The organism is Nocardiopsis xinjiangensis YIM 90004, from assembly GCF_000341145.1.
Lineage (GTDB): Bacteria > Actinomycetota > Actinomycetes > Streptosporangiales > Streptosporangiaceae > Nocardiopsis > Nocardiopsis xinjiangensis.
The window spans coordinates 1-20301 of sequence record NZ_ANBE01000032.1 but is presented as its reverse complement, the minus strand read 5'-3'; the positions used below and the strand labels follow the sequence as shown (position 1 = coordinate 20301).

Annotated in this window: 15 protein-coding genes; 4 read left to right on the top strand and 11 right to left on the bottom strand. The window is 71.6% G+C overall.

Annotated features, from left to right (window positions below):
* Positions 1-9: 9 nt before the first annotated feature.
* A complete protein-coding gene (locus D473_RS0115475) occupies positions 10-825 on the top strand; it encodes an ABC transporter ATP-binding protein (RefSeq protein ID WP_026126991.1) in 816 nt (271 codons plus the stop codon).
* Between the two features lie 95 nt (positions 826-920).
* Here D473_RS0115475 and aztD read toward each other — a convergent pair whose 3' ends face one another.
* The 4 genes from aztD to aztB all read right to left on the bottom strand — a co-directional run bounded on the left by aztD (position 921) and on the right by aztB (position 5130).
* Positions 921-2084, bottom strand: coding sequence for a zinc metallochaperone AztD (gene aztD / locus D473_RS0115470; RefSeq protein WP_017609969.1), 1164 nt, complete (start codon positions 2082-2084; stop codon positions 921-923).
* Between the two features lie 47 nt (positions 2085-2131).
* Positions 2132-3058: a zinc ABC transporter substrate-binding protein AztC gene (gene aztC, locus D473_RS0115465; protein ID WP_017609968.1), complete on the bottom strand. Its 927-nt coding sequence runs from the start codon at positions 3056-3058 to the stop codon at positions 2132-2134.
* On the bottom strand, positions 3058-3537 hold the full coding sequence (locus D473_RS26135; protein ID WP_051043098.1) for a PQQ-binding-like beta-propeller repeat protein: 480 nt from the start codon (positions 3535-3537) through the stop codon (positions 3058-3060). The genes aztC and D473_RS26135 overlap by 1 nt, the downstream gene beginning before the upstream one ends.
* Positions 3538-4224: 687 nt before the next feature.
* Positions 4225-5130, bottom strand: coding sequence for a zinc ABC transporter permease AztB (gene aztB / locus D473_RS0115455; protein WP_017609967.1), 906 nt, complete (start codon positions 5128-5130; stop codon positions 4225-4227).
* Positions 5131-5192: 62 nt separating this feature from the next.
* Between aztB and aztA the strand changes: the two genes are divergently transcribed.
* A complete protein-coding gene (aztA, locus tag D473_RS0115450) occupies positions 5193-5840 on the top strand; it encodes a zinc ABC transporter ATP-binding protein AztA (RefSeq protein WP_033353477.1) in 648 nt (215 codons plus the stop codon).
* Between the two features lie 21 nt (positions 5841-5861).
* Here the strand turns inward: aztA and D473_RS0115445 are convergent, their stop codons facing one another.
* A complete protein-coding gene (locus D473_RS0115445) occupies positions 5862-6497 on the bottom strand; it encodes an NADPH-dependent FMN reductase (RefSeq protein WP_017609965.1) in 636 nt (211 codons plus the stop codon).
* 131 nt (positions 6498-6628) lie between these two features.
* Positions 6629-9835: an ATP-binding protein gene (locus D473_RS0115440; protein ID WP_017609964.1), complete on the bottom strand. Its 3207-nt coding sequence runs from the start codon at positions 9833-9835 to the stop codon at positions 6629-6631.
* Between the two features lie 141 nt (positions 9836-9976).
* Here D473_RS0115440 and D473_RS0115435 point away from each other — a divergent pair, with 141 nt between their 5' ends.
* Entirely contained in the window at positions 9977-10822 is an 846-nt protein-coding gene (locus tag D473_RS0115435; RefSeq protein WP_017609963.1) for an arylamine N-acetyltransferase family protein, read from the top strand.
* 71 nt (positions 10823-10893) lie between these two features.
* On the opposite strand, the gene D473_RS0115430 is transcribed toward D473_RS0115435, so the two are convergent.
* The 4 genes from D473_RS0115430 to D473_RS0115415 are packed head-to-tail and all read right to left on the bottom strand — an operon-like array spanning position 10894 to position 16383.
* Positions 10894-12774, bottom strand: a complete 1881-nt coding sequence (locus tag D473_RS0115430) for an IucA/IucC family protein (RefSeq protein WP_017609962.1) — start codon at positions 12772-12774, stop codon at positions 10894-10896.
* Positions 12771-13376, bottom strand: a complete 606-nt coding sequence (locus D473_RS0115425; protein ID WP_017609961.1) for a GNAT family N-acetyltransferase — start codon at positions 13374-13376, stop codon at positions 12771-12773. The genes D473_RS0115430 and D473_RS0115425 overlap by 4 nt, the downstream gene beginning before the upstream one ends.
* Complete coding sequence (locus tag D473_RS24940) at positions 13373-14785, bottom strand: lysine N(6)-hydroxylase/L-ornithine N(5)-oxygenase family protein (protein ID WP_017609960.1); 1413 nt, start codon at positions 14783-14785, stop codon at positions 13373-13375. Before D473_RS24940 ends, D473_RS0115425 begins: the two co-directional genes overlap by 4 nt.
* Entirely contained in the window at positions 14782-16383 is a 1602-nt protein-coding gene (locus D473_RS0115415) for a pyridoxal phosphate-dependent decarboxylase family protein (protein ID WP_017609959.1), read from the bottom strand. The genes D473_RS24940 and D473_RS0115415 overlap by 4 nt, the downstream gene beginning before the upstream one ends.
* A 704-nt stretch (positions 16384-17087) precedes the next feature.
* Between D473_RS0115415 and D473_RS0115410 the strand changes: the two genes are divergently transcribed.
* Positions 17088-17864, top strand: coding sequence for an enoyl-CoA hydratase/isomerase family protein (locus tag D473_RS0115410; RefSeq protein WP_017609958.1), 777 nt, complete (start codon positions 17088-17090; stop codon positions 17862-17864).
* Between the two features lie 9 nt (positions 17865-17873).
* Here the strand turns inward: D473_RS0115410 and D473_RS0115405 are convergent, their stop codons facing one another.
* Entirely contained in the window at positions 17874-19040 is a 1167-nt protein-coding gene (locus tag D473_RS0115405) for an amidase (protein ID WP_017609957.1), read from the bottom strand.
* Between the last annotated feature and the right edge of the window lie 1261 nt (positions 19041-20301).

Below are 20301 nucleotides of genomic sequence, written 5' to 3'. Positions count from 1 at the left end.
GAGGAACACATGAGTACCAACGGCCACGACGGCACCCGTCTCCACGGCCACGGCCTGACCCTGGCCTACGATCAGCGCGTCATCTCCCGCGACCTCGGCGTGTCCATCCCCGACAGTTCCTTCACCGTCATCGTCGGGCCCAACGCCTGCGGCAAGTCCACCCTGTTGCGCGCCCTCTCGCGCACCCTGAAGCCCGCGGACGGTCAGGTGCACCTGGACGGCGAGGCCATCGGCTCCTACCCGGCCAAGGAGGTCGCCCGCCGTCTGGGCCTGCTGCCGCAGAGCTCGGTGGCCCCCGAGGGCATCGGTGTGGCCGACCTGGTCTCCCGCGGCCGCTACCCCCACCAGGGATTCCTGCGCCAGTGGTCGGCCGAGGACGAGGCCGTGCTCACCGACGCCATGGAGGCCACCGGGGTCACCGACCTGGCCGACCGTTCCGTCGACGAACTCTCCGGCGGGCAGCGCCAGCGTGTGTGGCTGGCGATGGTCCTGGCCCAGCAGACCCCGCTGCTGTTGCTGGACGAGCCCACCACCTACCTCGACATCGCCCACCAGATGGACGTGCTCGACCTGTGTGCGGACCTGCACCACAACCGCGGGCACACCCTCGTGGCGGTCCTGCACGACCTCAACCACGCCGCCCGCTACGCCACCAACCTGGTGGTGATGAAGGAGGGCGCGATCGTCGCCCAGGGCACCCCCTCGGAGGTCGTCACCGCCGACCTGGTGGAGGAGGTCTTCGGGCTGCCGGTGCGTGTGGTGCCCGACCCCGAGACCGAGACCCCGATGATCGTCCCGGTCGACCGCCGCCCCCAGCGTGCCTGAGCAACAGGCCACGCCGCCGGGGGAAGAAGGGACCGGCGGCGGCCCCGGGGGAAGCCGGGTCCGCCGCCGGCGGGGGAGGGGTCAGCGGGTGCGGGTCAGGGCGTCGAGACGCCGCTGAGCTCGTTCGGTGCCGCCTCCAGCCCTTGCGTGGCCGTGACTTCCAGGGACTCCAGGTCGACCGCGTGCAGCTCGTCCGCGTCGGGGTCGCTCACGTAGGCCGTGGAACCCCGAACGAACAGCGCCGGGCGGGGCTTCTGCCACTCCAGCGGCTCCTCCCACTCGTCCATGAGCTCGACGCCGTCGGTCACCTCGCCCTCCTCCGGGTCGATCACGTGCAGGGTGCCGTCGGTGCCCAGGACCAGGGCCTCACCCTGCGGACCGCGGCCGAGGGAACGGAAGGTGTAACTGGCAGGGAGGTCGACCAGCTCCAGTTCCTCGTCCGCGGTGTCGATGAGCGCGACCCGCTCGGGGCGCTCCAGTTCCGCTTCCTCGTCGACCTTGTAGTCACCCAGGACCACGGGGGAGTGCTCGGAACCGGCCTGATTGCCGATCCGCCCGTAATCGTCCTCGCTGTCGACCTTGGTGAAGCCGTCGCCGTCGTAGATCAGGGCGCCGTCCTCACAGCCCACGACGACGGCCTCGTCCTGGGCCACCGTCTCGCCGTGCACACCCGGGCAGTCCTCACTGCGGGCGATCTCCTCGCCGTCGGGGTCCAGGGCCACGACCCCGTCCACCGACTCCTCGTCGCCGAGGGTGTGCAGGAGCTGCCCGGAGGACAGCTCCACCGCGACACCGTGGTGCGGTTCGTCGGCGGTGTGGGTGTCGGCCTCCTCCGGGGTGACCTCGCCGGCGGCCTCGCTGTCGAACACGGTGATCTCGCCGGTCCCGTCGTCGAACAGCGCCGTGCGGCCCTCGTGCACGACCACGTGGCCGGGTGTCTCGGCCCCGAAAACGGTGCCGGTGAGTTCCCCGGCGACCGCATCCAACACCTGGAAACCCTCGGAGGTGGAGACCAGCAGGTGTCGGCCGTCCCCGGTGGGGTTCAGGCGGTTGAACCCGTCGAGCTCGATGTCGGCCTCCACCTCCAGGGTGGAACCGTCCAGGACGAGGACGCCCCCGTCGTAGGTCGTGACCACGGGGTCGGTGACGTCGGCACCCGTGTCGGCCTGCGTGGCTCCGTCGGTCTCGCCGCCGCAAGCGGTCAACAGCAGGGCCGACACGGCCAGGGCAGCCGGGCCCGTGTGGCGTGGGGTGAACATGGGATTTCTCCTCATCTGCGGGGATGTCGTGTGGGGGAACAAGGGGGTCAGTCCTGGTCCTCGGCCAGGGCGTCGGCGATGGCGTCGGTGTTGGCGCGCATCATCTCCAGGTAGGTCTCGGCGCCCCCGCCCGGTGCGGTCAGCGACTCCGAGAACAGGGGCACGACCTCGATCTCGGTGTCGGCCTCCTCGGCCATGGCTCGGGCGAGCCGGTCGGGCTGGGAGGAGTCGGCGAAGACCGCCCCGACCCCGGCCCGGTCGACCGCGTCGGCCAGGGAGGCCAGATCCGAGCTGCTGGGGGAGGCCAGCGTGGTGCCGCTGGGAACGACCGCGCCGATCACCTCGAACCCGTGGCGTTCGGCCAGGTAACCGAAGACGTGGTGGTTGGTGACCAGGGCCCGGCGTTCCTCGGGCAGGGCCTCGAAGCGCTCGGCCATCCAGGCGTCGAGCTCCTCGACCTGCCCGCGGTAGTCCTCGGCGTCGGCCCGCACCGCGTCGGCGTCGGCCCCGTCGAGCTCCTCCGCACCGGCGTCGGCGATGAGGTCGACGGCGGTGGCCACACGTCGGGCATCGGTCCAGAAGTGCGGGTCGGGTGCGCCCTCGTCCTCGTCGGAGGTGAAATCGATCGGGTCCACGTGCGCGCCGACCTCCAGGGTGGGCACCCCGGCCTCCTCGGCGGCGGCGACGTGGTGTTCGACGCCTTCCTCCAGGCCGAGGCCGTTGTGCACGACGAGGGAGGCCGACTCGAGCAGGGCCGCCTCCTGCGCGGAGACCTCGAAGGAGTGCGGATCGGTGTCGGGCGGCATCAGCACCGTGACCTCGGCCCGGTCGCCGAGGACGTTCTCGGCGATGTCGCCCAGGATGTTGGTCGTGACCACCACCTGTTCCTGCGCGCCGGCCTCGCTCGCGCACCCGGTGAGGGCGAGTGCCAGGGCCGCGGCGGCGGACGCGGGCCCGTGCGCGGGGGTACGCATCAGTATCCCGTCCGGACCATGAAGTGCGGGGCGGGTCCGGTCTCCAGTTCCCTGGCCACCCGCAGGTCGTCGTCGTGGTCGATCTCGTACACGAGTCCCTCCTCGGGATCGTTGACGTAGGTGCGCCCGGTGCCGGCCTCGATCACCGGGGGGTGGTCGGGGCCGACGGTCCCGAGCAGGTCGGCCGAGGCTTCTTCCTCGCCGGTCTCCGGATCGAAGGCGTGCAGGCGGCCGTCCCCGGTCAGGGCCAGTACCGGGCCGCCCGCCCCGATCGCGGTGGCCGCGACCGTGTCGGGCAGGTCGATGCGGTCCCATTCCTCGGAGTCGGACTCCAGCACCCACACGCCGTCGCCGCCGGCCGGGGCCGCGACGGTGGAAGCGTGCGGGCGGTGGTGCAGGGTCTCGGCGCGTTCGTCGGCGTCAGTGCCCTCGGGGTAGGGGACCGAGGCGGCGGAGAACTCCCCGTCGGACTCGGTCACCTCCAGGGCGCCGTGCTCGCAGGCCAGGAANCCTCTCGGCCTGTTCGCCGTCCCCGTCCAGTACCTCGACCGTCCCGTCGTCGCCGACGCGGACGAGGAATCCGCGGAACGGGGCCAGGAGCGAGCCGGGACCGGCATCATCGGTCCCGGGGCCGGCGGTCTCCACGCCGCCGTCCTCCAGGGAGGAGCGGTCGAGTACGAGGCTGTCCTCCTCGCCGGAGAGCACCGCGCGGGTGGTGTCCGCGGCGACCCGGGACGGGCCCTGCACCGGCACCTCGCCGAGCTCTTCGACCGGTGCCCGGTAGTAGTGGTCGTGGTCGCCGTGGTCGACCGTCCACACCCCGGTGTCGACCACACGGGTGCGCTCGCCGTCGGACAGGTGGGCGAAGCGGCCGTCCCCGGTCAGGGACAGCGGTTCGGACAGCGGGTCGAGGTCGGTGGTCTCCTCGGTGACCAGGTCCAGGACCTGTGCTGTGCCGCTCTCGTCGGCCACGACCAGGCGCGGCTGGGGTTCGGTGGCCTCCTCGGCGCCCTCGACGTGGCCGTGGGGTGTGGCCTCGGCGCTCGCCTCGCCGGCCTCGTCCGCCGGGGCACCTGTGGTGCCGCACGCGGTGGCCACGGCCGTCAGGGCCAGGACCCCGGCGGTGAGCGGAAGGGCGCGCGGGGTGCGGTGGCGGGGTGGCTGGATCATGGGGCGGGGATCCTCTCGCTGCGGGCCGTGCTCTCGGAGCCGGCGGCGGGTACGGGTGGGACGGGGAGCGGGGAGGTCCGTCGGGTCAGTGATCCGCGCACGTGTGCGGCCAGGGCCGAGAGGAGGAAGAACCCGACGGCGGTGGCGGTGATGGTGGCTCCGGCGGCGGTTCCGGCGTGCCAGGACACGAGCAGGCCCACGTAGGTCGCGGCGCATCCGAGCACGGCCGAGCCGAGCATGATGCCCGGGACGGTGCGGGCCCACAGAGCGGCCGTGGCGGGTGGGGCGATGAGCATGCCGAAGACGAGCAGGGTGCCGACCACGTGGAAGGACGCCACCACCGCCAGGGTGACCAGGGCCAGGAGTGCCGCATGGGCCCAGCGGGGCGAGAGCCCCAGGGTGTGGGCCTTGCGCGGGTCGAAGGCCAGGGCGAGGAAGGACCGGTGCCCCACGAGCGCGAGGGCCGCGACCGCCGCGAGCGCGACCGCCAGGTGCACGAGGTCGCGCGGGGCCACGGCGAGCACGTCCCCGAACAGGAACGCGGTCAGGTCCACGGCGAAGGACCGCGAGTGCGAGACCACGATGACACCGATCGAGAGCATGCCGACGAAGAGCAGCCCGATGCTGGTGTCCCTGGACAGCCGGGGCGAACGGCTGAGCACGGTGACCCCGGCGGCCATGGCGCCCGCGGCCAGGGCACCCCCGACGAAGACGCTCCCGCCGAGCAGTGAGGCCAGGGCCACACCCGGGAGCATGCCGTGCGAGACGGCCTCCCCGAAGAAGGCCATGCCGCGCAGCACCACCCACGTTCCCGCGAGCGCGCAGGTCAGCGATACCAGGACGCCGCCCCACAGGGCGCGCTGGACGAAGGTGACCTCGAAGGGCCCGATCAGTGCTTCCATGACCGATACTTTACAATGAAAACCGTTATCATTTGCAAATCGAACGCGGAGCGGAGATCACCATGACCACGACACGGGTGCACCTGGACGCGGTGCACGCCGGGTACGACGGGGACGACATCCTGCGCGGTGTGAACGCCGACCTCCACGCGGGGGCCGTCACCGCTCTGGTCGGCGACAACGGATCCGGGAAGTCGACCCTGCTCGGGGTGTTGGCCGGAACCCACCCCCTGCGTTCCGGCCGCGTCCGGCACCACGGGCCGCAACGGCCCGCGTTCGTTCCCCAACGCAGCGCGGTGCCCGACGCGCTGCCGCTCACCGTCGTCCAGACCGTGCGCATGGGGCGCTGGGCCCGCCGCGGTGCCTGGCGGCGCCTGCGGCGCGAGGACCACGAGGCCGTCGCACACTGCTTGGCCCGGCTCGACATCGCCGACCTGGCCGGTCGGGCCCTCAACACGCTCTCGGGAGGCCAGCGCCAGCGGGTGCTCGTCGCCCAGGGCCTGGCCCAGGAGGCCGAACTGCTGCTCCTGGACGAACCCTCCACCGGGCTGGACACCGACGCGCGCTCCGCCATCGCGCATGTGCTCGCCGAGGAACGCGACCGGGGCCGCGCCGTCCTCGTGGCCACTCACGCCGCCGAGGAGGCGCGCGGCGCCGACCGGATCCTGCGCCTGCACGGCGGGCGCCTCAGCGAGGGGACCACACCCTGAGGCCGTCCTGCCCCGGGAAACTCACGGCTCGCCCTGCCCAGGGAAGGGGGACTCCGCACGTGCCCGCCGCAGCGCGCGGGCCCACCACAGGAGCTGGTCGAGGAAGACCTCCGTCACCCCGGAGACGGCCTCGGCCTCCACCGGGCGTCCGTCGTGGTCGAAGACCTCCCAGAAGTTCGGGAACAGCACCGCTTCACGAGGGGAGACCGTGTTGAACTCGGCGAAGACCCCGCGCAGGTGCTCCACCGCCTGCACCCCGCCGGTCATTCCGCCGTAGGAGACGAACCCGACGGGCTTGGCCGTCCACTCTTCGTGGAACCAGTCGATGACGGTCTTCAGCGAGGCCGGGTAGCTGCGGTTGTAGACCGGGGTCACCACCACGAAGGCATCGGCCCGCTGCAACCGCTCGCCCAGCGCCTTGACCGGTTCGGGAAGGGGCTCGCCCGGGTCGTTGCCGTTGAGTACGAGGGGCAGCTCGTACTCGGCCAGGTCGACCGTTTCCACCTCCAGATCCGGTCGGGCACCGAGCTGTCGGGAGATCCACCGGGCCGGGACCGGGCCGAAACGGTCCTTGCGGACACTGCCGATGATGAGGGCCACCCGCAGGGGGACGGCCGTGTGGGCGGGGGCGTGCGCGGAACGCTGTGTGTCGGTCATCGCCGTGTGATCCTTCCGGGACGTCGTTCTGTGTCGATGCCCCGACACTCGCCCCGCTGGGTTCCGGAAGGGTTCCCCCCGGGTTCCGGGGCACCGGGTCGGCCCGGAACCCGCTCGGCCCGCCAGGGGTGTCAGCCGGAAGGTTCGGGGACACGGCCGAGGGCGTGGGACAGAACGGAGGCGGCGTCCCGTACCCGGCCCCGTTCCAGCGCCGCTTCGAAGGCCCCCTCGTCGATCCGCCGCAGTACCGAGGCCCGCGCCGCGTCCAGGTCGGCCCGCTCCAGTACGTTCGGCGCGGCGCCCGCGCGCGTGGTCTCGGCCGTACCCAACGCCTCGGCCGCACGCGCCGGTTCACCGCCGAGAGCCCACACCCCGGCAGCCAGCTCCAGGGCACGGGCCTGCACCGGCCCGGCCCCCGTGGCCACCACGGACGGGAGCAGGCCCCGCAGGGCCGCCGCGGCCCGCCGGTGCTCGCCCTCGGCCAACGCGAGGAACCCTTCCTCGAAACCTGTGAGAGGACCGGTTCCGCTGACCGCTCCGGCCCCGGTCCACCGGTCCAGGAACCGGCGTGCGCGGGCGGGGTCACCGTCCCGGCGGGCCACCATCGTCTCGGCCAGGTCGGCATAGCCCAGGCAGTAGGTGTCGACGAGCTCACCCGCCTGTTCCCTGGCCTGCCGCAGCAGGACGGTGGCCTCCTCCTTCTCGTCCGCGCGGAGCGCGCAGACGGCCAGACTCACCCGCCACCAGGAGACCTCCGACCGCAGGTTCAGGTCCTGGCACAGCTCCAGTGCCCGTTCGGCGATCGTGCGTGCACGGTCGTGGCGGCCTCGAACCTCGGCCTCGAGGTGGTCCACCTCCAGGCTCTTGGCCACGGCCCACTCGTCGCCCGCCTCCTCCAGGACCGTCCGGGCCGCGCGGCCGTCGGGCAGCCCCTCGGGCAGGATGCCCTGCACCCATAGGCGCACCCAGTCCCTGTAACAGACCGCCACGGCGGCGGCCCGGTCCCGGCCGTGCTCGGACAGGGCACCGACCGCATCCGACATGTGGTGCTCGCCGGTTTCCTCCTGGCCCAGGGTGAACAGGGTCAGACCGGCGAACCACTGGACATCGGCGCGTTCCACCGGGGCCGCGTCCCCGAACAGGGACAGTGCACGTCCGATCCGGGCCTCCGCCTGATCGGGGTGTGCATGGGCCCCCAACGTCACGCACAGGGCGTTCGCCCGGGCGAAGCGGTCACGGTGCGTGCCGGGCAGCGCGATCGCGGCCGCCAGGTCCTCACGCACGTGCGACATACGCCCGGTGATCCATTGGAACCAGAACGTGCCCAGCGTCAGCTCGACGGCACAAGCACCGTCCCCGACGGCCAGCGCCGTTTCCAGGGCCTGCCGTAGGTTCACGTGTTCGCTCTCCATCCGGCACAGCCACGCGCGTTGGTCGTGCCCGCGCAGGCCGGCGTCGGCCCGACGGGCCAGCTCCGTGTAATGGTGCAGGTGGCGTCGGCCGATCTCCTCGGCCTCGCCCGCCTCGGCGAGTTTCTCGGCCGCGTAGATCCTGATGGATTCCAGGAGCCCGAACCGCCGCTCGCGGCCCACCAGGGTCGAGGTCACCAGGCTGCGGTCGACCAACCCGGTCAGGACGTCCAGGACCCGGGAGGAGGTCACCCCCTCGGCCCCCGTGCCGTCGGGGTCGGGGCAGACCGCCTCGGCGGCGGTCAACGGACAGTCGCCGCGGAAGGCCGCGAGGCGCCTCAGGACCCTCCGCTCGTCGTCGTCCAGGAGCCACCAGCTCCAGTCGATCACCGCCCTGAGTGTCTGCTGGCGGCGCGGCACTCGCCCGCCCGGTCGGGTAAGCAGGTCGAGGCGGTTGGCCAGCCGCTCCGACAATTCGTGGACCGACAGGGCGCGCACCCGGTTCGCGGCCAGCTCCAACGCCAGCGGCAGCCCGTCCAGGGCACGGCAGACCTGCGCCACCACCGGAGCGGTCTCCTCGTCCATCACGAAACCGGGGTCCACGGCGCGTGCACGCTCGGTGAAGAAGCGCATCGCCGGCCCGGGACCGTGGTCGGCCGTGGTGGTCAGCGGACGCAGTTCATAGCGTTGCTCGCCGGGCAGGTTCAACGGTTCCCGGCCGGTGGTGAGCACCCGCAGCCCCGTCACGTTCTCCAGGAGTGCTGCGACGAAGGCCCCGGCCTCGTCGATCACGTGCTCGCAGTTGTCCAGTACCAGCAGTGAGGGCCGCCCGCCCAGGGCGTCCCCGAGCCGGTGCAGGCAGTCGTCGGGAACGGTGCGCACCGGGAGCCCTATCGCGGCCGCGACCAGGTCGGTCACCCGGTAGGCCACTTCCCACCCCTCGGCCCGGTCCGTGAGCCCCGGAGAGGGAGACAGCGCCGTCAGGTCCACGAACCACACACCCCGGGGGAAACGACCCCTCCACGCGTGCGCCACGTGCACCGCCAGCCGGGTCTTGCCGACCCCGCCGATCCCTGTCACGGTCAGCAGCCGCCCGTTGCTCAGGAGCCCGCCGACCTCGGCGGCCTCGTTCTCACGACCGATGATCGACGAGACCTCGGCCGGCAGTCCGCCCCGGGTCGGCCCGGTCCTCTCTCCGGGGCGCTCACCGGTCTGCGGGGTCAGTTCCGGGTCGTGCCGCAGGATGCGCTCGTGGAGCGCCCGCAGCGGCGGTCCAGGATCCGCCCCGAGCGCCTCGGCCAGGTGCCCGCGCACGGACTCGAACAACATCAGCGCGTCGTGCTGGCGCCCGGTCCGGTACAGGGCCGACATCAACGCCCCCGCGAGCCGCTCCCGAGTGGGGTGCGCCTTCGCCGGGACGGTCGCCAGCTCCACCGCGGCCTCGGCCTCGCCGGTCTCCACCAGAGCTTCGGTCCGCTCCTCGACCGCGCTCAACCGGGCCTCTTCCAGCGCGGCCAGCTCAGGGGCGAGCCAGAGTTCGTCGGCCACGTCCGCGTACGCCTCACCCCGCCACAGCGCCAACGCCTCACCCGACAGGTCGGCACGCTCGCGCGCCGATCCCGCGGCGCGCGCACGTTCCACCAGGTCCCGGAACCGTTCGGCGTCCACCGCCCCGGACGGAAGATCCAGCCGGTAACCCGCGGGGGTGTGGACCAAGAGGCCCCGGCCGCCGTCCCCGGCCAGGTCCAGGGCGCTCCTGAGCTGGGACAGCTTGGACCGGAGTACACGTGTGGGCCGGGCNGCGGGGACCGCCTCGCCCCGCCGAGAAACCAGGAGGGCCAACAGCAGCCGTACCTTGCGTTCCGGGACGGGAACCCCTTCACCGGCATCGGTGCTCAGACGCACCTGCCCCAACACATCGACGTGCATGCCCACATCCTCCTACGGACACCCGACCGGGGGCCACGGCGCTCCCGCGTCCCGGCCCCGGCCGACAGGTCGCCGGAACCCTTCCGGAACCCTCATCGGCCACGGTCGGAACATCGCACACCCCACAGGAAGGAACGGACCATGCGGCACGAGGACCCTTGGAACACCGCGGCACTGGACCTGCGGGCCTACTACGAACGCCTGGGGGTGGAACCGCGCGTGCCCGACCGTGCGACCCTCGACCGTCTGAACGAGGCCCACATACGCACTCTCACCTTCGACAACATCGACGTGCTGCTCGGCGACGGCCCACACGTCGACCTGGCCTCGGTGAGCCGCAAGTTCCTCGAGCAAGGGCGCGGCGGATACTGCTTCGAGCACGGCGTCCTGTTCGCCGCTGCCCTGGAACGCCTCGGCTACGACGTACGGCGCCGCTTGGGGCGGGTGGGTGACCCCGCGGAGTCGGCGCGGGCGCACATGGTCGTCGAGATCGTCCTGGACGGGCGCCGGTGGCTGGCCGACCCCGGGTTCGACGCCAGGTTGCTGCGGCCGATCGAGATGCGCGACGGGGCACAGGACACCTACGGCGGGGCGACCCACCGGATGCGCCGTGTCGTGGAGGAGGAAACGGTCTTCTGGGAACTGCAGCGCTGGACCCGTGGTGCGTGGGAACGTCAACACACCACGGACGAATTGCCCGTACGCCCCGTCGACGTGGCGATGGCCAACCACTACGTGAGTGTCCACGGCGGTTCGCCCTTCCGGTCCATGCTGACCGTGTCCGGCCACCTCGCGGACGGCAGCCACGCGACCCTCACCCACGGGACCGTCACCGTGCGCCGTCCCGGCACACGCACCACCAAGCGCGAACTCGGCAGAGGCGAACTCGATGAGTGGCTGGACCGGCTCGGGGTGGCCCTGACCGGAGGCCGACGGGACCGGCTGCAGGCGGCCGTGGCCGGGCTGCACGTCGACGACCCTTCCTGAACCCGGTACATGCCGGACCGGGAAGGGCCGCCGACGCGGAAACCCGTTTCCTGCTGACGGGCCCGATGCGCCTACCGGGACTCGCCGCCCGGACGGAACCGGGCGAGCGGGTTCTCCAGGGTGCCGGCCAGCTGCAGGGCCCCGGCCGGGTCCTGCAGGTCCACCATCTGCTTGTTGTTGCGCAGCTGCAGCCGGTTCAGGCACGAGAGCGCGAACCGGTCCACGAACAGCGACTCACGCTCGAACCTCTCCGCCAGGTGCGGCACCGAGTCCTGGTAATCGGTCACGCACCGCGCCACCGTCGACCAGAACTCGTCCTCGTTCACCACGCCCTCGTCGGAGAGGATCCCGTTGAGGAACCGCAGGAAGCAGTCGAAGACGTCGGTGAACAGCGACAGCAGCCGCTTGTCCTCGGGTACTTCCGCCCGGATGCGCTCCACCGCCTCCGGCAGCACCGCGTCCTCGCTCATCACCGCGATCTCCTCGGCGATGTCCTTCATCAGCACACGCTGGGGCACCCCCTCGTGCAGCACCATGATGACGTTCTCGCCGTGCGGCATGAACACCAGGTCGTGGGCGTAGTAGGAGTGCAGCAGCGGCACCAGGTAGGCGTCCAGGTACCGGCGCAGCCACTCGGTGGGCTCCAGGCCCGACTCGGCGATGAGCTCGGCCGCCAGCGAGCGTCCCTCGGCGTCGGTGTGCAGCAGCGACGCCATCGTCGCCAGGCGCTCGCCCGGCCCCAGGCGCGGGACCGGGCTCTCGCGCCAGAGTCCCGCCAGCATCTTCAGGTACGGCGAGCCCTTCGTGGCGGCTCGCGCGTAGTGGTCGGTGCGGTAGCCCACCGCGGCCCGCTCCCGCAGGACCCCCACCCCGGTCGAGGCCAGGATCGGGTCGCCGGCCACCAGCTCGGTGAGCCAGTCGTTGATGGCGGGCGTGGCCTCCATGTACTCCGACGACAGCCCGCGCAGGAACCCCATGTTCAGCACCGACAGCGCCGTCTTGACGTAGTGCCGCTCGGGCGAGGAGGTGTTGAAGAAGGTCCGGATCGACTGCTGGGCGCGGTACTCGTCCGGTGCGTGCCCCAGGCACACCAGGTCCCGGCGTGCCACGTCCGCGGCGAAGGTGACCGAGATGCGGTTCCACCACTGCCACGGGTGCACCGGGATCAGGTGGTACTCGGCCGGATCCAGCCCCAGGTCGCGCATCCGGGCGTTGAAGGAGCCCAGCACCCGAGTGCCCAACTCCTCGGCCAACAGCTGCTCGCGGTCCACGTCGTCCGAGCAGGTGAAGGTGGTCAGCGACCGCCGCGCCGCCACCCACACCAGGCGCACCGGGGCGGCCGCCTCGGGGGCGAAGGCCGCGTACTCGGCGGCGTCGAAACCCAGCCGCCCGTTGTTGGCCACGAAGCAGGGGTGGCCCTCGGTCATGCCGGCCTCGATCTCCTGGAACCCGGCCCGTGCCAGCTCGGCGGCGCTGCGCGGGCCGTCGGCCATCCGGTAGACGTTCCCGGCCAGGGTGCTGGTGATCTCCTCCAGGTAGACCGGCAGCACCTCGTCGCTGAGCCCGAGCGTCTCACGCAGGTCCAGGACCAGGTCGAGGGCGTCCACCGGCAGGGCCTCGCCGCCACGGCCCACCCGCTCGATGCTGTCGGCGTCGACCTTCCAGTGGTCCAACGCCATGACCCGGGCGGTGAACCGGTACTCGGCGCCGCCGTCGTCGCTGCTCAGCGTGTACCGCTCTTCCCCGGCCGGTTGCGGTTCCAGCAGGCGCTCGTGCGTGAACTCCGCCAGGGCCTTGCGCACCAGCAGGCGGTTGGCGCGGTCCCACAGTTCTGGTGTCAGATGCGCCGTCGCCTCCTGGGGCGCGGCGCCGTACGGCCGAGGGGCTGCCGTACGGGGCTCGTCCCGTCCCTGGTCGGTGTCGGTCCGGTCGTGGTGGGTGCTGACGCTCATCGCCGGTCCCCTCCCGTGGTCGTCTCGGCCGCCGTCGCGGCCCCGAACTGGTCTCTGCTGCAGAAACTGAGGCGGGCTTCCTTGCCGCCCAGGGCCACCGTGCGCTCGACGTGGAACCCCATCGCCGTGTTGAGCGCGTGCACGGGCCGGTTGCGCACGTCCGGTTCGACCACCACCCGGTCGGTGCCGGGGTCGGCGAAGGCCAGCTCCATGACCGTGGTGATCACCGACCGCGTGAACCCCGAGACCGGGGTGTCGGTCGGTGCGACCAGGAAATGCATGCCCGTGTCGCCGGGCAGCACCGTGTACACGTCTTTCAGTTCGCTGTGGGCGGGGTCGTACAGTTCCACCAGGAACCTGGGCTCGCCCTCCCACTCGCCGATGTAGGCCTGTTCGTGCTCGGAGGCGACCGTGGCCCGGAACTGGCGTGCGATGTCGTCCCGGCTCGCCTCGGTCAGCAACCAGAACTCCGACTTGGGGTCGGTCAGCCACCGGTGCAGCATCGGGATGTCGGATCCGGGGTCCAGGGGGCGCACGGTGAAGCGGCCCAGCAGGGGGTCCTCGCGGGTGAACACCGTGGTCTCGTGTGCGGACTCACTCATCGGTTCGAGGCCTCCAGGGGAGCGTCGTCGGTGGCGGGCAGGGGCACCAGGTCGTCGCCGTCCCACGTCCCCGCGGCCGTCCCGCCGGGGGCACCGAACTCCTGGAAAGCGATGGAACGCTCCACCGTGTAGGGCTCGCGTCCCAGCATTGCGCGCAGGATGCAGGAGTTGCGGTAGGCGCCCATGCCCAGGTCGGGGGAGACGAACCCGTGCGTGTGCAGTTCTGCGTTCTGCACGTAGACCGCACCGGTCCCCTCGGCGGCCCCGCCCTCGTGCGCGGCCCGGTCCACCCGGTAGTCGCGGCGCACCGCGAACCGTCCCGGGCCGTCCCATGCCAGGCGGTCGGCGATCGGCTCCAGGAAATCGGGGACCTGGTACCGGTATCCGGTCGCCAGCACCAGACCGTGTGTGTACAGGGCGAAGCCGCGCTCCTGGTCGGTGTTGCGCAGCTCCATCCGGTAGGCGCCCTGCTCGTCCTGGCGCACTCCGGTGACCTCGGTGTTGGTCATCAGGCGCACCTTCGGCGCCCCCGCCCTGCCCTTGAGGTAGAGCAGGTCGTAGATCGCGTCGATGAGGTCGGAGTCGATGCCCTTGTAGAGGTTCTTCTGGGAGGCGATCAGCTCCTCGCGTTTGCCTTTCGGCAGCGAGTAGAAGTGGTCGGCGTACTCCGGGGAGGTCATCTCCAGCGTGAGTTTGGTGTACTCCAGCGGGAAGAACCGCGGCGATCGGGTGACCCAGCTGAGCCGGTAGCCGTGGGTGTCGGCCTCCTGCAAAAGGTCGTGGAAGATCTCCGCGGCGCTCTGGCCGCTGCCCACGACCGTGATGCTGTCCTTCTTCTGCAGATCCTGTTTGGCGTACAGGTACCCGGAGCTGTGCACCGCGTCCCCGGGCAGGTCACGGCAGGGGCCGGGCACATAGGGCGGGGTGCCGGTGCCCAGTACCAGGCGCCGGGCCGGGTCCACGCGAGTGTGCCCGGTGGCCGTCTCCGTGCTGTGCACGAGGTAGAGCGCGCGCTCGTCGTCGAACTCCACGGACTCGACCCGGTGGCCGAACCGGACCCGGTCGCCGAGCCGGCGCGTGACCCAGCGGCAGTAGTCGTTGAACTCCGCGCGCAGGGGATAGAAACGTTCGCGGATGTAGAAGGGATAGAGGCGCCCGGACTCCTTCAGATAATTGAGGAAGGAGAACGGGGAGGTGGGGTCGGCCAGGGTGACCAGGTCCGACATGAACGGGGTCTGGAGCTCGGCGTCCTCCAGCATCATGCCGCTGTGCCAGTCGAACTCGGGTCTTTCGTCCAGGAACAGCCCGTCGAGCTCGGCCACGGGCTCGCTCAGGGCGGCCAGGCCCAGGTTGAAGGGGCCCACACCAATCGCGGCGAAGTCGTACACCTGTTGCGCGCTGTCACTCACTGAGGGCTCCCGTTGGTCGTGGTGGCCGGCTCGGTGCCGGCGGCCGACAGGGCGTCGGGGGCAGGGGCGCCGTGCTCGGCGGCGAACCGCTCGGCGTACCCGGCCAGCAGGTCCAGGACCTCGCCGATGTCCTGGACCGTGGCCTTGGGGTTGAGCAGGGTGAACTTCAGGTGGGGGCGCCCGTCGACCGTCGTACGGGCGACGAAGGCCGCCCCGGAGTCCAACAGGGCCTCACGGGCGTAGCGGTTGGCGGCGTCGGCCAGATCTTCCTCGACCCCGGGCAGCGCGCACCGGAACACCAGCGTGCTCAGCGCCGGCCGAGTCACGACCGTGAACCTGGGGTCCCGGTCGAGCAGCTGCCAGCCCTGCGCTGCCAGATCGAGGACACCGTCGAAGAGTTCGCCCACACCCTCGGCGCCCATGACACGCAGGGTCAGCCAGAGCTTGAGCGCGTCGAAGCGCCGTGTGGTCTGCAGGCTCTTGTCGACCTGGTTGGGCGAGAGGATCGGGGTGCTGCCGTCCGAGCGCGGGTTGAGGTAGTCCGCGTGGTAGGTGACGTGGCGCAACGTGGTGCGGTCGCGCACGAGTACGGCGCTGGAGCTGACCGGTTGGAAGAACGACTTGTGGAAGTCGACCGTCACCGAGTCCGCGTGTTCGATACTGCTGAGCAGGTGGCGGTGGCGCGAGACCAGCAGCCCGCACCCGTAGGCGGCGTCCACGTGCATCCACACGCCGTTGCGTGAGCACAGGTCGGCGATCTGCGGCAGCGGGTCGATGCTGCCGAAGTCGGTGGTACCGGCGGTGGCGACCACGGCCACGGGCAGGAGCCCCTCGGACTTGCAGCGCCTGAGCTCGGCGGCCAGGGCGCCGGGGCGCATACGGCGGCGATCGTCGCAGGCTACCGGGATCACGGATTCGTACCCGAGTCCCAGCAGAGCGGCCGACTTGGCGACGCTGAAGTGACCGGCCTCGGAGGCCAGGATGCGCATCCGAGGGAGGAGGTCGGCCAGACGGGCGCCTTCACCCTCGCGTTCGTGCGCCTCGTTGCGGGCCAGCAGCAGCGCTTGGAGGTTGGACTGGCTGCCGCCGCTGGTGAAGATCCCGTCGGAGGAGGGGCCGAAGCCGATGCGTCCGCAGGTCCACTCGATCATCCGCTGTTCGATGAGGGTGCCGCCGGCGCTCTGGTCCCAGGTGTCGAGGGAGGAGTTGACCGCCGAGAGCACGGATTCGCCCATGAGGGCGGGCAGGACCACGGGGCAGTTGAGGTGGCCCATGTAGCGGGGGTGATGGAAGTAGACGGCGTCGTCGAGGTAGAGGTGCTCGAGCTCGTCCAGGGCCGCGACGGGGTCGCCGAGGGGGCGGTCGAGGTCGACGTCGGCCATGCCGGGACGCAGGTCCTCGGCGGTGGCGCCGGTCAGTGGCTGTTCGGTGTCGGCCACACGGCGGGCGACACGTCCGGAGGCCTCTCGGGTGAGGTCGTGGTAGCGCTCGGCGCTTCCGGAGTCGAAGAGTTGCGCCAGATACTCGGGGGAGGGGTCGGGCGGCGTGGCCGGTGTGGCGGCCTGCGGGTCCTGTACGGACCGCGCGAGCGAGCTCATGGATGGTCCTCCTGAGAACGGGCATGCCGGCTGCGTCCGTGGATCGGATGCGGCCATGAGGCGGAACGAAGGCACTGAATACGGGGCGCTCCTGGCAGAAGGGCTCCGGACCAAGGGAAGGCTAACCTAAAGACCAGGCTTCGTACAGCGGTCGGTTCGTGGCACTGAGGGCCAGGGCGGACACGCACGGTCATGGAAAAACGGTCGGTTTCGCGCGCGCGTGCGCCCCGAACTGCGGGGCGGGGGTCACGGAGTGTGTTCATCGGATGGCCCGTTCGGGGATGGAGGGGGCCGAGCCACTCGGAAAATTCGTGAATGCGACGCGCGTCACTCTCTCCCGGGGCAGCCTCCCGGTCTTCCGGGTGTCCTCGATGTGAAGAATCTCCGACGGTGCCGAGGTCGCGGAAACCGGGGCTGTGCGGGCGACGTGGGTCACACCCCTGAACGGGAGGGTGTCCGGTCCGGGTTCTTCGTGCGCTCCACCGTGAAGGGGCGCGTAGGGTGGATTTTGCCTGGCGGAGAGCGTGCAGCGACATCACGCGCCCTACGGGGCATCCGAGCCGGGCCGGGGCCCCTCCCGAGGGAGGGGCCTTCGTCATGCCTGCCGGGCGCCTCGGGGCGGCGCGCACGGGGGTGGGTCACCGGGCGCTGATCTACTACCGAGTAACCTCGGGTCCGTTCCACCACCAGACCCGGGAGAGACCATGAGTGAGGAACTGTCCGTCCGCTTCGACGGGCACGTCGGAGTCCTGCAGATCCGCAGGCCCCCGAACAACCACTTCGACCTCGACCTCCTCCGAGAGCTCGCCGAGGAGGCCGAGAAGGCCGCGGCCTCACCCGGGTGTCGCGCGCTCGTCCTGACCTCCGAGGGCAAGAACTTCTGCGCCGGCGTCGACTTCTCCGGAACCGGGATCGGAGCCACCCCCGACCGGACCCTGCGTGCCCTCTACACCGAGGGACGGCGCCTGTTCGACCTGCCCGTCCCCGTGGTCGCCGCCGTCCAAGGGGCAGCCGTCGGCGGCGGGCTCGGCCTCGCGTGCGCCGCCGACTTCCGGGTGGCCGCACCTTCCAGCCGCTTCCACGCCAACTTCGGGCGCCTGGGTCTGCACCAGGGTTTCGGGATCACCCTCACCCTCCCGCGTCTGGCCGGCGAACAGAAGGCCGCCGACATGCTCTACACCGCCCGCCGCGTCACCGGGACCGAGGCCCACGCCATCGGTCTCGCCGACCACCTCACCGACGAGGACACCGCCGACGCGGTACGTGAGGCCGCCCTCGTACACGCCCACCGCATCACCACTTCCGCGCCCCTGGCGGTGCGCTCGATGAAGGCCACGCTCCGCGCCGGCCTCCGCGCGGCGCTGCCCGCCGCCATGGAGCACGAGGCCGCCGAACAGGTCGCCCTCATGGACACCGACGACCACCGGGTCGGTGTGGCCGCATCCCTGGACCGCACCGACACCGCTTTCACCGGCTTCTGAGGCGCCTGCTCACCCCGGCCACAGTGCGGGCGTGGCGGCGCGTTCGGAGTCCGCCGCGGCCGACAGGAGGAATGCGTCCGCGCGGTGCGCGGCGACCAGGTGCAGCCCGACCGGGAGCCCCCGCGCGGTGCGTCCGGCCGGAAGGCTGACCGCCGGGTGCCCGGTCAGGTTGAACAACCACGTGAACCCCACACTCATCACCTCCCCGGGCCCCGCGTGCGGGTGCGGGGGATTGGGTGTGGTCGGGGTGGCCAACAGGTCCACACGGGAGAACAGCTCCGCCAGCGCCTCCCGGTCGCCCCGGCCCACGACCGCACGGGTGTCCGGACCGGCCCCGCGGCGGGCGAACCAGACCACGCCCGGATCGCTGAGCGCGATGGGTGTGTCGACCACCTCGACCGTGTCGGACCCGCGCTCCCAACGCCGCAGGGCCCGTTCGGCGAGGCCTGCCACCTCGGGCTCAGGGGTGTTGAAACCCAACGTCCCCGACCACGCCACCCTGACACGGACGGGAGCGGGGGCCGGGAGAGCGCCCAGGACCACACGCCGGTACAGCTCCAGATCGGCCACCGTGCGCGCGATCGGCCCACCCACGGTCAACCCGGCCCTGTCGCGCGCCGGCAACAACCCGGTCGTGGGCTTGTACCCGAGAACCCCGCACCACGCGGCCGGGATCCGTGTCGACCCGGCCCCGTCGCTCGCGGTCGCCCACGGCACCGCCCCGGTCGCCACCGCCACCGCCGAACCCGCCGACGAACCGCCGGGTACCACGTCCGGGGCCCAAGGGTTGAGGGTGCGCCCGGCGTCGGTGTGGCCCCAGGTCTTCCACGCAGTCCCGGGCCCGGGAACGGACGTGGAACCGACCGGCACCGCCCCGGCCCCGATCAGCGCATCGGCTTGGTGGGAGCCGGTTCCTTCCGAAGCCTTGACCGCGAGGGACGCCCCAGCCAACGGCAGGTCCGCGCCGCGGGCGAGGGCACCATCGATCGAGCGTGCCCGCTCCAGTGCTTCCTCGGGCCATACCTCGGTGAAAGCGTGCAGGTGTGCGGTTCGGTCGATGCATGACAGCGTCTCCCGGGCGGTCTCGACCGCGCTGACCTCGCCCCGGCGGACCCGCGCGGCGATCGTGCCCGCGTCCGGCGGGGGCGCTGCTCCTGTTCTGCTCTCATCGGTCACTCGAGCCGTGCCCTCCTCGGCTTTCCGGTGTACCGGCATCCGCGGGACACACGCTGGATCGTTGATGGGGCGGGGTCGCTCGTTCCTGCGGGTGGCCGGGGCGGGGCGGGTCGGGCCGGGGCTGTGGGAAGACGAGGGGACGAGGGGGATGGGGCAAGGGGGTGGGGTTCATGGATGGATTGGTTCGGGGCGGGTGGTGTTCGGTGGAGCGTCGGGTCCTGGTCCTCGGGTGGGGCTCGGGGATCGGTTCAGGTGGATGGTGGGTCGGGGGGCTGTGGCTGAGGTGGGTGGTGTTCGTCGGAGCGTCGAGCCTAGCCCGGCCGGGGCTTTCCGCAACCCGTTTCGGCGCCACCCCCACTCCTGTTCCTGGATGGGGATGGTGGCGGCGTTGTGGTGGGTCGGGGTGGGGCGCCTCGGGGTGTGCGGTCCGCCCCTTGATGCCGGGCTGTTGCGCTCTCGCCGCCGAACACCTACCGGCCGCAGGTCCCCATCCGGCCGAAGAAGTGGGGGTCCTAACTACCAAACCCCCTGTGGTGGCCGCATTGCGACCACCGCTTGCGGCGCGGGCATGGTGGCTCGCTCCTGCGTAAGGCACAAGCCTGGCCCCGCCTGCTCCCGGTGACGGCATTGAGGCCGGGGCAGGCCGGCGTGTGCGCTCCTCTGGAACTGCCCAGGCACTGTTGATCTTGCTACCGGAGCCGAACTCGACCCCTGGTGCCCGCGCTCTTGCTACTGGAGCCGACTTCGGCGGTCGAAGCCGGTTCCAGCGTCACTGCCGAGGGCGGTAACCGCTGCTCTTGCTGCCAGTGTCGGGTTCGACCGTCAGGCCGGCCTCCGGGGCCGGCCTCGAGTGTTGGCAGTGCTCCCATGAGCACCAACAACGGGGTTTTCGGTGACGCGCCCCCGCTTCGCGGCCGTTTTCGGTGCCGAGAATGACCGCGAAGCGGGGGATCACCCGCCTACACCGCCGAACACGCCCGCCCGGGCACCCCCTGGTCGGGAACAATCGCCTCCCGGCCAGGGGGTGCCGTGGGGTGTGGCCCTCCGGGGTGTTCTCTTCCCGGGGGTGAGGAGGGTGGTGGTGTCAGCCCGCGGAGTCGGGCGGGTCCTTGCTGCCTGGCGGGCCCGGCGGGGCCTTGCCTCCCGGCGGGGCCTTGCCGTCCGGCGGGGGCGGGGCTTTGGCCCCGGCCCCGGCCCCGGCTCCGGTACCGGTTTTGTTCCGGGTGCGGCGGGTGTTGCGGCGGTACTTGAGCCGGTTGTG

Excerpts from the sequence above, each read along its gene's own strand:
- D473_RS0115475 (WP_026126991.1), top strand. The coding sequence starts at position 10 with ATGAGTACCAACGGCCACGACGGCACCCGTCTCCACGGCCACGGCCTG.
- aztD (WP_017609969.1), bottom strand. The coding sequence starts at position 2,084 with ATGTTCACCCCACGCCACACGGGCCCGGCTGCCCTGGCCGTGTCGGCC.
- aztC (WP_017609968.1), bottom strand. The coding sequence starts at position 3,058 with ATGCGTACCCCCGCGCACGGGCCCGCGTCCGCCGCCGCGGCCCTGGCA.
- aztB (WP_017609967.1), bottom strand. The coding sequence starts at position 5,130 with ATGGAAGCACTGATCGGGCCCTTCGAGGTCACCTTCGTCCAGCGCGCC.
- aztA (WP_033353477.1), top strand. The coding sequence starts at position 5,193 with ATGACCACGACACGGGTGCACCTGGACGCGGTGCACGCCGGGTACGAC.
- D473_RS0115445 (WP_017609965.1), bottom strand. The coding sequence starts at position 6,497 with ATGACCGACACACAGCGTTCCGCGCACGCCCCCGCCCACACGGCCGTC.
- D473_RS0115435 (WP_017609963.1), top strand. The coding sequence starts at position 9,977 with ATGCGGCACGAGGACCCTTGGAACACCGCGGCACTGGACCTGCGGGCC.
- D473_RS0115430 (WP_017609962.1), bottom strand. The coding sequence starts at position 12,774 with ATGAGCGTCAGCACCCACCACGACCGGACCGACACCGACCAGGGACGG.
- D473_RS0115425 (WP_017609961.1), bottom strand. The coding sequence starts at position 13,376 with ATGAGTGAGTCCGCACACGAGACCACGGTGTTCACCCGCGAGGACCCC.
- D473_RS0115415 (WP_017609959.1), bottom strand. The coding sequence starts at position 16,383 with ATGAGCTCGCTCGCGCGGTCCGTACAGGACCCGCAGGCCGCCACACCG.
- D473_RS0115410 (WP_017609958.1), top strand. The coding sequence starts at position 17,088 with ATGAGTGAGGAACTGTCCGTCCGCTTCGACGGGCACGTCGGAGTCCTG.